31 protein-coding genes are annotated in these 15,695 nt (G+C 36.1%); all 31 read right to left on the bottom strand.

What is annotated here, in order from left to right; genetic code table 11:
• Window positions 1-7 precede the first annotated feature (7 nt).
• Window positions 8-946, bottom strand: a complete 939-nt coding sequence (locus BMY82_RS06940; protein WP_091975836.1) for an NAD(P)-dependent oxidoreductase — start codon at window positions 944-946, stop codon at window positions 8-10.
• A 120-nt stretch (window positions 947-1,066) separates the two neighbouring features.
• The gene (gene rplQ / locus BMY82_RS06935) at window positions 1,067-1,408 is read right to left on the bottom strand and encodes a 50S ribosomal protein L17 (RefSeq protein WP_091975835.1); all 342 of its coding nucleotides are present in this window, start codon (window positions 1,406-1,408) and stop codon (window positions 1,067-1,069) included.
• A gap of 51 nt (window positions 1,409-1,459) precedes the next feature.
• Window positions 1,460-2,407 carry a DNA-directed RNA polymerase subunit alpha gene (locus BMY82_RS06930; protein ID WP_091975834.1) on the bottom strand — a complete coding sequence of 316 codons (948 nt, stop codon included), beginning with the start codon at window positions 2,405-2,407 and terminating at the stop codon, window positions 1,460-1,462.
• A gap of 58 nt (window positions 2,408-2,465) precedes the next feature.
• On the bottom strand, window positions 2,466-2,867 hold the full coding sequence (gene rpsK / locus BMY82_RS06925) for a 30S ribosomal protein S11 (RefSeq protein ID WP_091975833.1): 402 nt from the start codon (window positions 2,865-2,867) through the stop codon (window positions 2,466-2,468).
• A gap of 31 nt (window positions 2,868-2,898) precedes the next feature.
• Entirely contained in the window at window positions 2,899-3,267 is a 369-nt protein-coding gene (gene rpsM, locus BMY82_RS06920; protein ID WP_091975832.1) for a 30S ribosomal protein S13, read from the bottom strand.
• Window positions 3,268-3,317: 50 nt separating this feature from the next.
• Window positions 3,318-3,431, bottom strand: a complete 114-nt coding sequence (gene rpmJ / locus BMY82_RS06915) for a 50S ribosomal protein L36 (protein WP_002509257.1) — start codon at window positions 3,429-3,431, stop codon at window positions 3,318-3,320.
• A gap of 29 nt (window positions 3,432-3,460) precedes the next feature.
• On the bottom strand, window positions 3,461-3,679 hold the full coding sequence (gene infA / locus BMY82_RS06910) for a translation initiation factor IF-1 (protein WP_091975831.1): 219 nt from the start codon (window positions 3,677-3,679) through the stop codon (window positions 3,461-3,463).
• A 34-nt stretch (window positions 3,680-3,713) separates the two neighbouring features.
• Window positions 3,714-3,983 (bottom strand): KOW domain-containing RNA-binding protein, encoded by a 270-nt coding sequence (locus BMY82_RS06905; RefSeq protein ID WP_091975830.1) that lies wholly within the window; start codon window positions 3,981-3,983, stop codon window positions 3,714-3,716.
• Between the two features lie 193 nt (window positions 3,984-4,176).
• Window positions 4,177-4,818, bottom strand: a complete 642-nt coding sequence (locus tag BMY82_RS06900; protein ID WP_091975829.1) for an adenylate kinase — start codon at window positions 4,816-4,818, stop codon at window positions 4,177-4,179.
• 17 nt (window positions 4,819-4,835) lie between these two features.
• Window positions 4,836-6,104, bottom strand: coding sequence for a preprotein translocase subunit SecY (gene secY, locus BMY82_RS06895; RefSeq protein ID WP_091975828.1), 1,269 nt, complete (start codon window positions 6,102-6,104; stop codon window positions 4,836-4,838).
• Between the two features lie 30 nt (window positions 6,105-6,134).
• Window positions 6,135-6,578, bottom strand: a complete 444-nt coding sequence (rplO, locus tag BMY82_RS06890; protein ID WP_091975827.1) for a 50S ribosomal protein L15 — start codon at window positions 6,576-6,578, stop codon at window positions 6,135-6,137.
• A 33-nt stretch (window positions 6,579-6,611) separates the two neighbouring features.
• Window positions 6,612-6,797: a 50S ribosomal protein L30 gene (rpmD, locus tag BMY82_RS06885; RefSeq protein ID WP_091975826.1), complete on the bottom strand. Its 186-nt coding sequence runs from the start codon at window positions 6,795-6,797 to the stop codon at window positions 6,612-6,614.
• A 19-nt stretch (window positions 6,798-6,816) separates the two neighbouring features.
• Complete coding sequence (gene rpsE / locus BMY82_RS06880) at window positions 6,817-7,326, bottom strand: 30S ribosomal protein S5 (RefSeq protein ID WP_091975825.1); 510 nt, start codon at window positions 7,324-7,326, stop codon at window positions 6,817-6,819.
• Window positions 7,327-7,345: 19 nt separating this feature from the next.
• A complete protein-coding gene (rplR, locus tag BMY82_RS06875) occupies window positions 7,346-7,714 on the bottom strand; it encodes a 50S ribosomal protein L18 (RefSeq protein ID WP_091975824.1) in 369 nt (122 codons plus the stop codon).
• Between the two features lie 25 nt (window positions 7,715-7,739).
• A complete protein-coding gene (rplF, locus tag BMY82_RS06870) occupies window positions 7,740-8,282 on the bottom strand; it encodes a 50S ribosomal protein L6 (RefSeq protein WP_091975823.1) in 543 nt (180 codons plus the stop codon).
• Window positions 8,283-8,310: 28 nt separating this feature from the next.
• Window positions 8,311-8,709: a 30S ribosomal protein S8 gene (gene rpsH, locus BMY82_RS06865; RefSeq protein ID WP_091975822.1), complete on the bottom strand. Its 399-nt coding sequence runs from the start codon at window positions 8,707-8,709 to the stop codon at window positions 8,311-8,313.
• A gap of 40 nt (window positions 8,710-8,749) precedes the next feature.
• On the bottom strand, window positions 8,750-8,935 hold the full coding sequence (locus tag BMY82_RS06860) for a type Z 30S ribosomal protein S14 (RefSeq protein ID WP_091975821.1): 186 nt from the start codon (window positions 8,933-8,935) through the stop codon (window positions 8,750-8,752).
• Between the two features lie 17 nt (window positions 8,936-8,952).
• Window positions 8,953-9,495: a 50S ribosomal protein L5 gene (gene rplE, locus BMY82_RS06855; RefSeq protein ID WP_091975820.1), complete on the bottom strand. Its 543-nt coding sequence runs from the start codon at window positions 9,493-9,495 to the stop codon at window positions 8,953-8,955.
• 29 nt (window positions 9,496-9,524) lie between these two features.
• Window positions 9,525-9,830 carry a 50S ribosomal protein L24 gene (gene rplX, locus BMY82_RS06850; RefSeq protein WP_091975854.1) on the bottom strand — a complete coding sequence of 102 codons (306 nt, stop codon included), beginning with the start codon at window positions 9,828-9,830 and terminating at the stop codon, window positions 9,525-9,527.
• Between the two features lie 28 nt (window positions 9,831-9,858).
• Window positions 9,859-10,227, bottom strand: a complete 369-nt coding sequence (gene rplN / locus BMY82_RS06845; RefSeq protein WP_091975819.1) for a 50S ribosomal protein L14 — start codon at window positions 10,225-10,227, stop codon at window positions 9,859-9,861.
• Window positions 10,228-10,251: 24 nt separating this feature from the next.
• The gene (rpsQ, locus tag BMY82_RS06840) at window positions 10,252-10,506 is read right to left on the bottom strand and encodes a 30S ribosomal protein S17 (RefSeq protein ID WP_091975818.1); all 255 of its coding nucleotides are present in this window, start codon (window positions 10,504-10,506) and stop codon (window positions 10,252-10,254) included.
• 26 nt (window positions 10,507-10,532) lie between these two features.
• A complete protein-coding gene (rpmC, locus tag BMY82_RS06835) occupies window positions 10,533-10,736 on the bottom strand; it encodes a 50S ribosomal protein L29 (RefSeq protein WP_091975817.1) in 204 nt (67 codons plus the stop codon).
• Window position 10,737: 1 nt separating this feature from the next.
• A complete protein-coding gene (gene rplP, locus BMY82_RS06830) occupies window positions 10,738-11,166 on the bottom strand; it encodes a 50S ribosomal protein L16 (protein ID WP_091975816.1) in 429 nt (142 codons plus the stop codon).
• 35 nt (window positions 11,167-11,201) lie between these two features.
• Complete coding sequence (gene rpsC, locus BMY82_RS06825) at window positions 11,202-11,981, bottom strand: 30S ribosomal protein S3 (protein WP_091975815.1); 780 nt, start codon at window positions 11,979-11,981, stop codon at window positions 11,202-11,204.
• Between the two features lie 18 nt (window positions 11,982-11,999).
• Window positions 12,000-12,338 carry a 50S ribosomal protein L22 gene (rplV, locus tag BMY82_RS06820; RefSeq protein ID WP_091975814.1) on the bottom strand — a complete coding sequence of 113 codons (339 nt, stop codon included), beginning with the start codon at window positions 12,336-12,338 and terminating at the stop codon, window positions 12,000-12,002.
• A 28-nt stretch (window positions 12,339-12,366) separates the two neighbouring features.
• Window positions 12,367-12,648: a 30S ribosomal protein S19 gene (gene rpsS, locus BMY82_RS06815; protein WP_007791386.1), complete on the bottom strand. Its 282-nt coding sequence runs from the start codon at window positions 12,646-12,648 to the stop codon at window positions 12,367-12,369.
• Between the two features lie 32 nt (window positions 12,649-12,680).
• The gene (rplB, locus tag BMY82_RS06810; RefSeq protein ID WP_091975813.1) at window positions 12,681-13,511 is read right to left on the bottom strand and encodes a 50S ribosomal protein L2; all 831 of its coding nucleotides are present in this window, start codon (window positions 13,509-13,511) and stop codon (window positions 12,681-12,683) included.
• Between the two features lie 23 nt (window positions 13,512-13,534).
• Window positions 13,535-13,825, bottom strand: a complete 291-nt coding sequence (gene rplW, locus BMY82_RS06805) for a 50S ribosomal protein L23 (protein ID WP_091975812.1) — start codon at window positions 13,823-13,825, stop codon at window positions 13,535-13,537.
• Window positions 13,825-14,448, bottom strand: coding sequence for a 50S ribosomal protein L4 (rplD, locus tag BMY82_RS06800; RefSeq protein WP_091975811.1), 624 nt, complete (start codon window positions 14,446-14,448; stop codon window positions 13,825-13,827). The genes rplW and rplD overlap by 1 nt, the downstream gene beginning before the upstream one ends.
• Before the next feature lie 25 nt (window positions 14,449-14,473).
• On the bottom strand, window positions 14,474-15,100 hold the full coding sequence (gene rplC / locus BMY82_RS06795) for a 50S ribosomal protein L3 (RefSeq protein WP_091975810.1): 627 nt from the start codon (window positions 15,098-15,100) through the stop codon (window positions 14,474-14,476).
• 78 nt (window positions 15,101-15,178) lie between these two features.
• The gene (gene rpsJ, locus BMY82_RS06790; protein WP_091975809.1) at window positions 15,179-15,490 is read right to left on the bottom strand and encodes a 30S ribosomal protein S10; all 312 of its coding nucleotides are present in this window, start codon (window positions 15,488-15,490) and stop codon (window positions 15,179-15,181) included.
• Window positions 15,491-15,695: the final 205 nt, after the last annotated feature.

Raw genomic sequence — 15,695 nt, 5'->3', positions numbered from 1 at the left:
ATACTATCTAATACCCTCTTTTTATATTCTCTATCATACTTTCAGCTTTTCCAGTTTCAATATAAGACTTTAAATTATTATATAGGTTATCAAATCTTCTTTCCCAATTATTATCTGAAACCCAGCTATTATGAGCTGTAATTATAACATTTTCTTGATCCCAAAGATAACTTGTAAGTTCCAAAGGTTCTTTTTCTACTACATCTAAAACTACTCCTCTAAACTTATCAATATATTTTTCTAATGCTCTTAGATCGATTAAATTACCTCTGCCTACATTTATTAGTGTAGATGACTCTTTCATCATTTCAAGTCTCACAGAGTCGATTATATGGCTTGTATTAGCTGTTTCAGGCATTACCCCTACTATAACATCACACTTTCTAAAGAATTCATCGCTATTATCCAAAGAAAAACATTTAGAAAAACCTTCTATACTTCTTCCATCTGTATTTACTCCCCAAAGCTCTACATCAAAAGCCTCTAGTCTCTTTGAAGCGGCTCTTGAAATAGTTCCTGTACCTAAAAAACCTATTCTCTTACCTGCCAGTTCCAACCAAGAAAGATCCATATTCCATATACGCATCTCCTGTTTTTTAAAAGACTGATAACTATTTTTAAATACTTGTAGAATATACATTACTATTGACTCTGCTATTGGAATGCTATATCCAAATTTATTATTTGCTACCATTACATTATTTTTGCAAATATAATCAATAGGAAGCATGTCCAAACCTGTACTTGTAAGTATAATTAGTTTTAAATTTGTAAAGTTATTCATTTCTACATACTTAAAAGCATCATATGTAAACCATACGTCTACATCATAAAAGTCATCTCTATCCTTCATCTCTCTTTCTGGTATATATATAAGCTCACAAGCTAAATCTTCTAGCATTTTCATCTTGTCATCGCTAAATCTAAAATTTAAAAGAACTTTCATCTTATCCTCCAAAAAAATAATCTATTTATACTATTATAACCTAATGAAGAGCAAATATGGATACACTATTTTAAATATAAAAAAAGTGCTGGTAGTTTCCTACCAGCACGCTGTTACCAATTATACTAATTCGATTATTGCCATTTCTGCGCAATCGCCTCTTCTTGGTCCCATCTTCATTATTCTTGTGTATCCACCATTTCTTTCAGCATACTTTGGTGCGATGTTTTCAAATAAATCAGTTACTACTGTTTCATCTAAAACGTAAGCAAGAACCTGTCTTCTAGCATGAAGATCTCCTCTCTTTGCAAGAGTTATCATCTTTTCAGCCATTCTTCTAGTTTCTTTCGCTCTAGTAACTGTAGTTTCTATTCTTCCTTCTCTTAGTAAAGCAGTCACAAGATTTCTTAACATTAAGTTTCTGTGAGCAGTTTCACGTCCTAATTTACGGTAAGTTGCCATCTATTTCCCTCCTTTACATGATTTCTCGATCATATAGTATAACAATCTCTATTATTCTTCATTCGGTCTTAACTTTAGATCTAATTCTTCTAGCTTCTGTATAACTTCTTCTAGAGACTTCTTACCTAAGTTTCTAACCTTCATCATATCTTCTTCTGACTTGTTTGCTAATTCTTCAACTGTATTTATTCCAGCTCTCTTTAAACAGTTGTAAGATCTAACTGATAAGTCTAGTTCTTCTATAGTCATTTCAAGGACTTTTTCTTTCTTGTCCTCTTCTTTTTCAACCATTATTTCAACATTGCCTACATGCTCAGTTAAATCTATGAATAACTTCAAGTGTTCATCAAGAACCTTAGCAGCTAGAGATATACCTTCCTGTGGATTTATGCTTCCATTTGTCATCACTTCAAGAGTAAGTTTGTCAAAGTCTGATCTCTGACCAACTCTAGTATTTTCAACATGGTAGCTTACCTTCTCGATTGGAGTGTAGATAGAATCTACAGGTAGGACACCTATTGGCATACTATCATTCTTGTTTTCTTCAGCAGAGATATATCCTCTACCCTTGTTAACATATATTTCCATATTTAACTTAGAATCTTCATCTAAAGTCGCAATATGTAAATCCTTATTGATTATCTCTACCTCAGGAGGACATATAATATCAGATCCCTTTACTTCGCAAGGGCCTTCCGCCTGAATTCTTAAAACTTTAGGTTCTTCATCATCTATTGTAGCTGATAATTCCTTTAATGAAAGGATTATTTCAGTTACGTCTTCCTTTACACCTGGAACAGTAGAGAATTCATGAAGAACTCCCTCTATTCTAATTGCATATACTGCAACTCCTGGTAATGAAGAAAGAAGTATTCTTCTTATCGCATTACCTATTGTAATACCAAAACCTCTTTCAAGTGGTTCAACTACAAATTTTCCATATCTATAATCTTCGCTTAATTCGACAATATCAACTTTTGGCTTTTCTATTTCTATCATGGATAAACCCTCCTATACAAATATACGGTCCTCTGAGGGTGAAATACCTCCTCAAATACTACACTCTTCTTCTCTTTGGTGGTCTACAACCATTGTGTGGTATTGGAGTGACATCCTTAATCATTGTTACTTCTAGTCCTGTAGCCTGAAGAGCTCTTATAGCTGCTTCTCTACCTGAACCAGGTCCCTTCACGAATACTTCTACAGTCTTTAGACCATGTTCCATTGCTGCCTTTGCTGCAGTTTCAGCTGCCATCTGTGAAGCATATGGAGTAGCCTTTCTAGATCCCTTGAATCCTAACTGTCCTGAAGATGCCCATGATAATGCATTACCGTGTACATCTGTTAATGTAACTATTGTATTATTAAAAGTAGACTGTATATGTGCATGTCCACGTTCTATATTCTTACGTTCTCTTCTTCTTACACGCTGAACAACTTTCTTCTTGCCTTTTGCCATTATTCTTTCCCTCCTTTAACTACTGTATTTATTACTTCTTCTTACGAGATACAGTTTTTCTAGGACCTTTTCTAGTTCTAGCATTAGTCTTAGTCTTCTGCCCTCTTAGAGGTAGTCCCTTACCGTGTCTTATACCTCTATAGCACTTTATATCTTTTAATCTCTTTATGTTAAGAGCGATTTCTCTTCTTAAGTCACCTTCAACTAGGTAATCTTCATCTATTATCTTTCTTAGTTCGTTAACTTCGTCATCAGAAAGATCCTTGATTCTAGCATCTGGACTGATTCCAGCCTTAGCTAATATTTCATTTGAAGTAGCTCTACCTATACCATATATATATGTTAAGCCTATTTCAGCTCTTTTTTCTCTAGGTAAGTCTACACCAGCTATTCTTGCCATATTATTCGCACCTCCTACGTTACATTACTTGAGTTCTATCTTACTTCCGCTTAACCCTGCTTCTGCTTATGCTTTGGATTTTCGCAGATAACCATTACTTTTCCTTTTCTCTTTATAACCTTACACTTTTCGCATATTGGTTTTACAGATGGTCTAACCTTCATTATTTATCCCTCCTTAGACTAAAAAAAGTCTACTTCTTACGCCAAGTAATTCTTCCTCTCGTAAGATCATAAGGGGAAAGCTCTATATTCACCTTATCTCCTTCGAGAATTCTTATGAAGTTCATTCTTAGCTTTCCTGAAATGTGACATAAAACTTCATGTCCATTCTCTAATTTAACCTTAAACATTGCATTTGGTAGAGTTTCAGAAACTATACCTTCTAATTCAATTACATCTTTTTTGGCCATTAACTAACCAAACCTCCATTTCACAAGTTAAGACTTACGTTAACTTATCTATCTCAGCTCTTATTAAAGAATCTGTTATATTATCTCCGTTTAGCAACAATTCTTTTATTTTTACATCCACAAATTTGTGTATATTTAAATGCTTTATTTTCTTCAACTTTGGTTTGTCTAGCTTCCTGCTTTTTCCGTCCGAAATCATGACATAATCCTCATCTACAATCTGCACAATAAAGAATAATTTTCCCTGATCTCTTCCACAGGAAGCTTTGACTAATTGACCAACACTTAAATTTTCTGATAGCATAACACGCCTCCTCTACTGGTTAGTGAAGCTATCGTTAATTGCTCTTTCTAAACATATCACCTTGCTATAAAAGCTGTCAAAGTTACTTTCATAGCAACCCTTATCGACTTCAAACAGGGCCAACTTAAGTTTCCCATGTCCTTTTGCGACGGGTGTCCATCAGTTCATTAATTTAAGAGCCACTGGTTTTTTATTAAGCTAATGCAGCTTTAATATCTTCAAAAACCTTACTTATATCTTGATTACCATTTATATTTGCTATTACACCCTTCTTAGTGTAGTAGTCAACTAGTGGCTTTGTTTCAGATAAATAAATTTCTATTCTATGAGAAACTGTTTCTTCATTGTCATCAGGTCTCTGAGTAAGAGCTGAGTCACAAACGTCACAGATTCCCTCTTTCTTACTTGGGTTAAATTGAACGTGGTATGTTGCACCACAAGTCTTGCATATTCTTCTTCCACAAGCTCTGTCAATTAACAACTTAGAATCTACTTCTATGTTTATTACCTTATCTAGAGCAACATTGTTTTCAGATAAGTACTTATCTAAATACTCTGCCTGGAAGATATTTCTAGGGAACCCGTCTAACATAAAACCGTCTTTGCAATCTGGTTCAGATAATCTTGAAGCAACTAAGCCACAAGTTAATTCATCTGGAACCAACTTACCTTGGTTAATATATTCCTGAGCTTTCTTTCCTAGCTCTGTGCCTTCCTTGATATTCTTTCTAAATATATCTCCTGTTGAAATATGAGGTACATTGTACTTTTCTACTATATTAGCAGCCTGAGTACCTTTCCCTGCACCAGGAGGTCCAAGTAAAATTATTTTCATATTTATCATCTCCAAATTTATTTTAGGAAACCTTGATAATTCTTCATTACAAGATTTGACTCCAACTGTCTCTTAAGCTCTAATGCAACACCGACTACGATAAGAAGTGATGTACCACCAAAGTTCACCGGTATTTGCATATAATGAGTGATCAACGCTGGTATTAATGCCATAATACCTAAGAACGCTGCACCTACTATAGTTAACTTAGATAGTATTCCGTTTAAATATTTTTCCGTTGGTTTACCAGGCCTAATTCCCGGTATAAATCCTCCACTATTCTTCATGTTCTTTGTAATATCTTCAGTATTGAATGATATTGTGTTATAGAAGTAAGAAAATAGTATAATAAGTACTATTTCTATAGATCTATAAGTCCAGAACCCTTTGTTAGTTGAAAGGTTGAAGAAAGTGTTAACTGCCTGTTGAACCTTAGGTCCACCAAGTAAAGCTATCGTCTGTGGAAGTGCTAGTATTGAACTTGCAAATATGATAGGCATAACACCAGATTGGTTAACCTTCATAGGTATATGTGAACTTTCGCCACCATACATTTTTCTTCCGACAACACGCTTAGCATACTGAACAGGTATCTTTCTAGTAGATTCACTTATGAAAGTTACGCCTGTAATTGTAAGAAGTATTACAACTATTACAGCAGTTACTTCTGGCCAGTGAAGCTGTCCAGCTACAACTCTTTGCTGTATGGCGATACCATCAAGAGGTAATCTTGAAATGATACCTATGAATATGATAACGGAACTTCCGTTTCCTATTCCCTTTTCAGTTATTCTATCACCTAACCACATAACCATCATACTGCCTGCAACCAACGTTAAGATTACAGTTATAATGAAGAATGGACTGTTTACTTTTAACGCACTTCTTACTATTCCAAGTGTTATTCCTAACGCCTGAATAATAGCAAGAGCAAGAGCCGTCATTCTAGTATACTTACTAATCTTCTTTTTACCTTCTTCACCCGATTTTTGAAGTTCTTTCAAACTTTCAAAACCTGCTTGAAGAAGCTGTATGATGATAGATGCAGTGATGTATGGTCCAATTCCTAGAGCAAATATTGTAAAGTTACTGAATGCTCCCCCTGAAAACATATTGTACAGACCAAGTAAAGAGTTGTTTGCAACCATCTTTTGGATGATTGAAGTATCTATACCTGGAACAGGAATTGTAGTACCCATTCTGAATACTACCACCATTAAGAAAGTGAATATAATCTTCTTTCTTATTTCTTTAACCTGAAAAGCTTGCTTTAACTTTTTAATCAATATTAATCACCCCTTTTGAAATTATAGTGATTAAACTTCTTCTACTTGTCCACCAGCGTTTACTATTTTTTCCTTTGCAGATCCTGTGAACTTAGCAGCCTTAACTGTTAAAGCCTTTTCTAAGTTACCATTTCCTAATATCTTTATACCGTCTTTTTCTATCTTAGATATTACCTTACTGCTCTTTAGTAATTCAGCATCAACAACTGTTCCAGCTTCGAATCTGTTTAGTGTTTCAACATTTATTATTGAATATTCCTTCTTGAATATGTTTGTGAAACCTCTCTTAGGTAATCTTCTAGCAAGTGGCATCTGTCCACCTTCGAATCCTACTCTAACTCCTCCGCCAGATCTTGACCACTGACCTTTCTGACCACGACCAGATGTCTTACCCTGTCCAGTTGCAGTACCTCTACCTAGTCTTCTCTTTGACTTTACAGCACCCTTGGCAGGTTTTAACTCATGTAACTTCATACTCTGTCGCACCTCCTTCTTAAAATAAAACTATTATTCTGCTATTTCTGTTACTTCAACAAGGTGACTTACCTTATTGATCATTCCTCTAATTTGAGCGTTATCTTCCTTAACGATTACTGCTTCTCTCTTCTTAAGACCAAGAGCTTCTATAGTCTTTCTCTGATTAGGATTAGTTCCTATAACGCTTCTAACTAACTTTATCTGTATTTTAGACATTTTTGAACCCTCCTATCTATTATCCAAGTAGATCTTCTACTTTCTTTCCTCTTAATCTAGCAATAGACTCTGCAGTCTTAAGATCCTTAAGACCAGCTATTGTAGCATTAACCATATTTCTTGGATTGTTTGAACCAGTTGACTTAGCTCTAACGTCCATAACTCCTGCTAATTCTAGTACGGCTCTGACTGGACCACCAGCTAGGACTCCTGTACCCTTTCTAGCAGGCATTAGTAATATATTTCCAGCACCAAAGTGACCAGTTACCTGATGTGGTAATGTAGTTCCAACTCTTGGTACTTCTATTAAATTCTTCTTAGCGTCTTCTACTGCCTTCTTTATTGCATCTGGAACTTCTGTTGCTTTACCAGATCCTATACCTACGTGTCCGTTGCCGTCTCCAACAACTACTAAAGCGGCGAATCTAAAGTTTCTACCACCTTTAACAACCTTAGCAACACGTCTAACTTCAATTACTCTCTCTTCTATATCGAATTGAGATGCATCTATAGGTTTTCTATGTAGCATATTCTTCCTCCTTCTTTAATTAGAACTTAAGACCAGCTTCTCTTGCACCTTCAGCTAGTTCTAATACTCTACCATGGTATATATATCCACCTCTGTCGAATACAACTTCTGTTATACCCTTTTCAGCGGCTTTCTTTGCTACTAGTTCTCCAACTTTTCTAGCAGCTTCTTTATTTCCTGTGTAAGATACATCGCCCTTTATAGCATCTTCAAGTGATGAAGCAGCTACAAGTGTTACTCTGTTTACATCATCTATTATCTGAGCGTATATATTCTTAGAACTTCTGAATACACTTAGTCTTGGTCTTTCAGGTGTTCCTGTTACTTTTCTTCTTACTCTCTTATGTCTTGCAATTCTGTTTGCATTCTTATCTATCTTCTTGAACATAAGTATTCACTCCTTTCGTCAATTTTTACTTCTTACCAGTCTTACCTTCCTTACGTATGATACGTTCGTCAGCATACTTAATACCCTTGCCCTTATATGGTTCAGGCTTTCTCCAAGCTCTGATCTTAGCTGCGTAGTTACCTACTGCCTGCTTATCAGCACCCTTTACTATTATTTCTAACTGGTTAGGAACTTCAGTAGTGATACCTTCTGGATCTTCCATTTCTACTGGATGAGAGAATCCAAGATTCATAACTAACTTCTTGCCCTGCTTCTGACATCTATAACCAACACCGTTAACTTCTAGCTTCTTTTCGAAACCTTCAGATACACCTACTACCATGTTGTTTATAAGTGTTCTAGTAAGACCGTGAAGACTCTTGTGCTTCTTGTTTTCTGTAGGTCTTTCAACTACTATAGTGTTCTCTTCCTTCTTTATTATCATTTCATTGCTTAATTCTTCTGTTAATGTTCCCTTTGGTCCTTTTACAGTTACTACGTTATTATCTGCTATAGTAACATCTACACCTGCAGGAACTTCAATTGGCTTTAAACCTATTCTTGACATTATTACACCTCCTTGCGTATAAGAAATTTTACCAAACGTAGCAGATTACTTCTCCACCAACTTTATTTTGTCTTGCCTGCTTATCAGTGAATATACCATTTGAAGTAGATATTATTGCTATACCTAATCCGTTTAATACCTTTGGTATTTCTTCTGAATTTGCATATATTCTCATTCCTGGCTTAGAGATTCTCTTTAATCCTGAGATAACTCTTTCACCTTCTTGTCCGTACTTAAGCTGTATTCTTATTATTCCCTGCTTACCATCTTCTATTACATCGTAACCTCTTATGAATCCTTCTTCAAGAAGTATTCTAGCGATTTCTTTCTTTATATTAGAAGCAGGAACATCTACAGTTTCATGCTTTACAGAATTAGCATTTCTTACTCTTGTAAGCATATCTGCGATTGGATCTGTCATTGTCATAATTTAAATCCTCCTTCCGATTTATCTATCTATATAAATTTTACCAACTTGCTTTTCTTACTCCTGGTAACTGTCCCTTGTATGCTAATTCTCTGAAGCATATACGGCATATACCGAAGTCCTTTAAAACTGAATGTGGTCTTCCACATATTGAACATCTTGAGTATTCTCTAGTTTTATATTTCTGCTTTCTCTGCTGCTTAACCTTTATTGCTTTTCTAGCCACGTGAATCCCTCCTTTACCTACTTAGAAAATGGCATTCCTAATAATTTTATTAGTTCACGAGCTTCTTCGTCTGTCTTTGCAGTTGTTACGAAGATTATGTCCATACCTCTTACCTTGTCAACCTTATCGTATTCGATTTCTGGGAATATAAGCTGTTCCTTTATTCCTAGAGCATAGTTACCTCTTCCATCGAATGAATTAGGGTTAACACCTCTAAAGTCTCTAACTCTTGGTAGAGAAACTGAAACAAGCTTGTCCATGAAATAGAACATCTTATCCCCTCTTAGAGTAACCTTAGTTCCTATTGGCATACCTTCTCTTAACTTGAAGTTCGCTACTGACTTTCTAGCTCTTGTTATAACTGGTTTCTGTCCTGAAATCATTTCTAATTCTTCTATTGCTTTTTCTAAAGCCTTAGAGTTTTCCTTAGAATCTCCAGCACCTATGTTTATAACTATCTTTTCAAGCTTAGGTATCTCCATAATATTTTTATATCCAAATTTCTCCATTAACGCTGGAGCTACTTCCTTATTATACTTTTCCTGTAATCTTGAAGCCATTATACTACCTCCTTTCGACCGTTTTTATCTTATAATTCTTTTCCGCTCTTAGCTGATACTCTAACTTTTTTTCCGTCTTTAACTTCGTATCTAACTCTTACACCCTTATCTGCTTCTGGGTCAAATGGCATTACATTTGATATATGTATAGGAGCTTCCTTTGTTGTTATTCCGCCCTGTGGGTTAGTAGCAGACTGCTTATTGTGCTTAGTTACTATATTTATACCTTCAACTAAAACCTTATCGTTCTTAGCATCAACGCTTAGTACTAAACCTTTCTTGCCCTTATCCTTACCTGCTATAACTACTACAGTGTCGCCTTTCTTTACGCGCATCATCGATCTATTGCACCTCCTCCATTAATTATAGTACTTCTGGAGCAAGAGATACTATCTTCATATAATCATTGTCTCTTAACTCTCTCGCAACAGGTCCAAATATACGAGTACCTACTGGTGTCTTATCGTCCTTTATTATAACTGCAGCATTTTCATCAAATGAAATATAGCTACCGTCTTCACGTCTCATTCCCTGCTTGCTTCTAACTACAACAGCTTTTACTACTTTACCTTTTTTTACAACTCCGCCTGGTGTTGCACTTTTAACTGTCGCAACTATTACGTCACCTATGTTGGCGTACTTTCTTCTAGTACCGCCAAGAACACGTATGCATAAAAGTTCTCTAGCACCTGAGTTATCAGCTACTTTTAAACGTGTTTCCTGCTGTATCATCGCAATTCCTCCTTCTTGATAAAACTATTTTACCTTTTCTACTATTTCAACGACTCTGAATCTCTTGTCCTTAGATAAAGGTCTAGTTTCCATTATTCTTACTCTATCACCTATATTACACATGTTCATTTCATCATGAGCCTTGTACTTCTTAGTTCTCTTTACACGCTTGTTGTATAGTGGATGTCTTACGAAATCTTCACACGCTACAACAACTGTCTTGTCCATCTTGTCACTGACAACACGGCCAACTCTAACTTTTCTACTATTTCTTTCCATGTCTATAAAGCCTCCTTCTTCCAATATTAAGCTCTAGCTTCGTTTAACTTTCTTTCTGTAAGCACAGTCTTAACCTTTGCTATATCTCTCTTTACAGTCTTAATTCTAGCTGTATTCTGTAACTGACCAGTAGCTAATTGGAATCTTAAGCTAAATAATTCACTCTTGAATTCGTCTAATTTTGATAATAACTCTTCAGTTTTTAGGTTTCTTAATTCTTTAGCTTTCATCCTATTCACCTACCTTCTCTAAATCTTCTTTCTTAACAAACTTACACTTGATTGGTAGTTTGTGTGCAGCAAGTCTCATTGCTTCTCTTGCTTTGTCTTCTGGGACACCAGCTAGTTCGAACATTACTCTACCTGGCTTAACTATTGCTACCCAATATTCTGGAGCACCCTTACCAGCACCCATACGAGTTTCTGCAGGCTTTCTAGTTATTGGCTTATGTGGGAAGATCTTTATCCAAACCTTACCACCTCTTTTTATATATCTTGTCATCGCTATTCTGGCAGCTTCTATCTGGTTAGCTGTGATCCAAGTTGGTTCTAAAGCAACTAGACCATATTCTCCGTAAGTAACTTTGTTACCCTTATTAGCTTTACCAGTTAATCTACCTCTGTGAACTCTACGACGTTTTACTCTCTTTGGCATTAACATGAGTTTGTTTCCTCCTTCCGAACTAATTAATCCTATTACTTAGATTCTCTCTTAGAATTTCTAGGACCTCTGTTATTGTTTCTTCTATCGTTATTTCTTCCTCTTCTATCGTTGTTTCTTCCTCTTCTGTTATCTCTCTTTCTTTCTGCCTTCTTTTCTTCTCTTTCAGTAGAGATATTTCTTCCTGGAAGAACTTCACCGTTACATATCCAAACCTTTATACCTATCTTACCGTAAGTAGTGTTTGCTTCTATGAAACCGTAATCTATATCAGATCTTAAAGTCTGTAGTGGAACATTACCTTCACTATATCCTTCAGTTCTAGCCATTTCAGCTCCACCTAATCTACCAGATGCAAGTACCTTTATACCCTTTGCCCCTGATTTCATAGTTCTGCCAACAGCCTGCTTCATAGCTCTTCTGAATGCAATTCTTCTTTCTATTGCCTGTGCTATGTTTTCAGCTACTAACTGAGCGTCTCTGTCTATGTTTCTTACTTCTATTATGTTTAATATAACCTTCTTACCAGTCATCTTTTCTAACTTAGCCTTAAGAGCTTCTATTTCAGCTCCTCCCTTACCTATTACAACACCTGGCTTTGCAACATGTAAGTCCATCTTTATCTTATTAGCAGATCTTTCTATTTCGATCTTAGCTAAGCCTGCTGAGTATAATTCTTTCTTTAAATAAGTTCTTAAATCATGATCTTCTTTTATGAACTCACCGAACTCTTTTCTATCATTCGCGAACCATCTTGAGTCCCAATCTTTGATTACACCAACTCTAAAGCCGTGTGGATTTACCTTCTGACCCATTTGTGTCCCTCCTTCTTATTAGTTTTCTCTCTCTTTTACTATTACCTCGATGTGAGATGTTCTTTTTCTTATTTCAGTCGCTCTACCCTGTGCTCTAGGCATGAATCTCTTCATTGTAGGCCCCTGATTTGCAACTATATGTGCTATATATAACTTGTCTGCGTCCATTTCATGGTTATTTTCAGCATTTGCAGCAGCTGACTTTATTACCTTTGATATAGCTTCTGATGCATATCTTGATGTAAACTTTAATATAGCCAATGCTTCGTTAACGTCTTTTCCTCTAACTAAGTCACATACCTGTCCAGCTTTTCTAGCAGATATATGTACATATTTAGCTGTAGCTTTTGCTTCCATTTAAAATCCTCCTTTCACCTTCAATTAGTTATTTTCTCTTTGAAGATTTCTCATCGTCCTTGTGACCTCTAAAAGTTCTTGTAGGTACGAATTCTCCTAATTTATGTCCAACCATATCTTCTGTGATATATACTGGTATATGTCTTCTTCCGTCATGAACTGCTATAGTATGTTCAACGAACTGTGGGAATATTGTAGAAGTTCTTGACCAAGTCTTTATCACTTCCTTGTTTCCGCTAGCGTTCATAGCTTCAACCTTCTTTAATAATCCTGCATGGACAAAAGGTCCCTTCTTTGTTGATCTTGACATTAATGTTCCTCCTTCCCGAGTTTATTAATATATTACTTACTTCTTCTAGATACTATCATCTTATTAGAAGCCTGATTTTTCTTTCTAGTCTTATATCCAAGAGCTGGTTTACCCCATGGAGTAACTGGTGATGGCATACCTATCGGACATCTACCTTCACCACCACCGTGTGGATGGTCATTAGGGTTCATGACAGAACCTCTAACTGTAGGTCTGATTCCCATGTGTCTCTTTCTTCCTGCCTTACCTATTACTATGTTTCCGTGCTCTATGTTTCCTATCTGTCCTACAGTTGCCTTAGCATTTAGTGGAACGTATCTAACTTCACCTGATGGTAATCTTAGAAGAGCCTTTCCATTTTCCTTAGACATTAGCTGTGCAGAAGCTCCAGCAGTTCTTACTAACTGACCGCCCTTACCAGCCTTTAACTCAACGTTGTGTACTGTTGTACCAACTGGCATATGTCCTAATTCTAAGCAGTTACCTGGCTTGATATCTGCATCCTTTCCTGAAAGAACTGTTTCTCCAACCTTTAGTCCAACTGGAGCTAGTATATATCTCTTTTCACCATCTGCATAGTGAAGAAGTGCTATATTAGCAGTTCTATTTGGATCGTATTCTATTGTAGCAACCTTAGCAGGTATACCATCTTTATTTCTCTTGAAATCTATTAATCTATATTTTCTCTTATTTCCGCCACCTTTATGACGAACAGTTATCTTACCGTGAACATTTCTACCAGCATTCTTCTTTAGGTTAACAAGAAGAGACTTCTCTGGCTGGTTGCATGTTATTTCATCAGACTTTAAAACTGTCATCTGTCTTAAGGCAGGAGAAGTTGGTTTAAACTTTTTAATAGCCATTTTTATTTCCTCCTTAATTCGAATTACATTTCTGTGAAGAATTCTATATCCTTGCTTCCTTCAGTAAGCTTAACAACTGCTTTCTTGAAGCTAGCAGTCTTTCCTACTGTTCTTCCCATTCTCTTTGTTTTTCCGTCGTAGTTTAGAGTGTTTACACTTGCTACTTCAACGTCAAATATCTTTTCTACTGCTTTCTTTACTTCTGTCTTATTAGCGTTCTTTGCAACAACAAAAGTGTATTTCTTATTAGCCATTTCAGCCATTGACTGTTCAGTAACGACTGGCTTTATTATTATATCATGTGGATTTGTCATTATGCGTACACCTCCTCCACTTTCTTAACTGCGTCTGTAGTTATTATGAAAGAATCACAGTTTAGTATATCATAAACATTAAGTGTGCTTACATGACATATATTAGCACCTTCTATATTTCTTACAGACTTAACAACATTTACATCATTGTCAGCTGTTACTACTAAAGTCTTCTTTGCTGCGTTTACGTTCTTTAGAACATTTACCATTTCCTTAGTCTTTGGAGTGTCGAAACTTAAAGTATCTAATACTATTATTTCTTCACCCTGTACCTTAGAAGTTAAAGCAGACTTCATTGCAAGTCTTCTAACCTTCTTTGGTAGTGAGTAGCTGTAATCTCTTGGCTTTGGTGCAAATGCAACTCCACCGCCTACCCACTGTACAGATCTTATAGAACCCTGTCTAGCTCTACCAGTACCTTTCTGTCTCCATGGCTTTCTACCACCACCTCTGACTTCTGATCTAGTCTTAGCTGACTGAGTACCCTGTCTTCTGTTTGCTAACTGACACTTAACTGCCTCATAAAGCACGTGTTCGTTAACTTCTATATTAAATATTGAATCGTTTAATTCTATTTCACCAACGTTTTGGCCTGATACGTTTAATACATTAATCTTTGGCATTATTATTCCTCCTTTCCTTTAGTGATTAGTTAGAGCCTAGTGCTGCCTTAACAGTCACTGTTGAACCCTTAGCACCAGGAATAGCGCCCTTTATTAATAAAAGATTCTTATCAGCGTCTACCTTAACAACTTCAAGATTCTTTACTGTTACCTTCACACTACCCATGTGTCCAGCAAGCTTCTTATTCTTAAATACTCTACCTGGATAAGAACAAGCACCCATTGAACCTGGTCTTCTGTGATATCTTGAACCATGAGATTCTGGACCTCTACTCTGTCCATGTCTCTTTATTGGTCCCTGGAATCCCTTACCCTTTGAGATACCAGTTACGTCTATCTTGTCTCCTTCAGCGAATACATCAGCCTTTATTTCCTGACCTACTTCATATCCTTCTACTGAGTCAACTCTAAATTCCTTTAGGCTTCTCTTCTTTGCACCTGACTTTGCAAGATGTCCCATCTTAGGCTTATTAAGTGCCTTTTCCTTAACATCTTCAAAACCAACCTGTACTGCCTGATATCCATCAGTTTCTTCAGTCTTAATCTGAGTAACTACTACTGGACCAGCTTCTACAACTGTTACTGGTACTACTGCACCATCAGCAGAGAATACCTGAGTCATACCTATTTTCTTTCCTAAAATTCCCTTCATTGTTTACCTCCTATGTTTCTTACAGCGGATTACCCTTATGGGCAATCATTCTAAGATATTGCTATCTTAGGCGGTTTCTTATAACTTGATTTCTATATCTACACCAGCTGGCAAGTCAAGCTTCATTAATGAGTCAACTGTCTTTGGTGTTGGATTAGCTATATCTATAAGTCTCTTATGAGTTCTTATTTCAAACTGTTCTCTAGAGTCTTTATACTTATGTACAGCTCTTAGTATAGTCACAACCTTCTTCTCTGTTGGAAGAGGTATTGGACCTGATACCTGAGAACCAGCCTTCTTAGCTGTTTCAACTATTCTAGTAGCTGAGTAATCTAATAACTTATGATCATATGATTTTAATCTTATTCTTATCTTTTCATTCTTAGCCATGTCTGTCCCTCCTTCTATCTTATTTACCTGGCCAGATAAATCAAACACCGATACACCGTTCCGGGTGTTTCCTAATTTCTTATCGATTTTGAATTTATCCACCCAAAACTATCGCTCTCTCAAGCGTACTATATTATTTTACCAAAGATATCTAGTTTTTGCAAGGTTTTTTGAGCTTTTTTTAAACTTTTTTCATTTATTTTTT

The sequence above is a fragment of the Peptostreptococcus russellii genome, from assembly GCF_900110295.1.
GTDB classification, from domain to species: Bacteria; Bacillota; Clostridia; order Peptostreptococcales; family Peptostreptococcaceae; genus Peptostreptococcus; species Peptostreptococcus russellii_A.
This window is presented reverse-complemented; position numbering and strand designations above follow the sequence as displayed.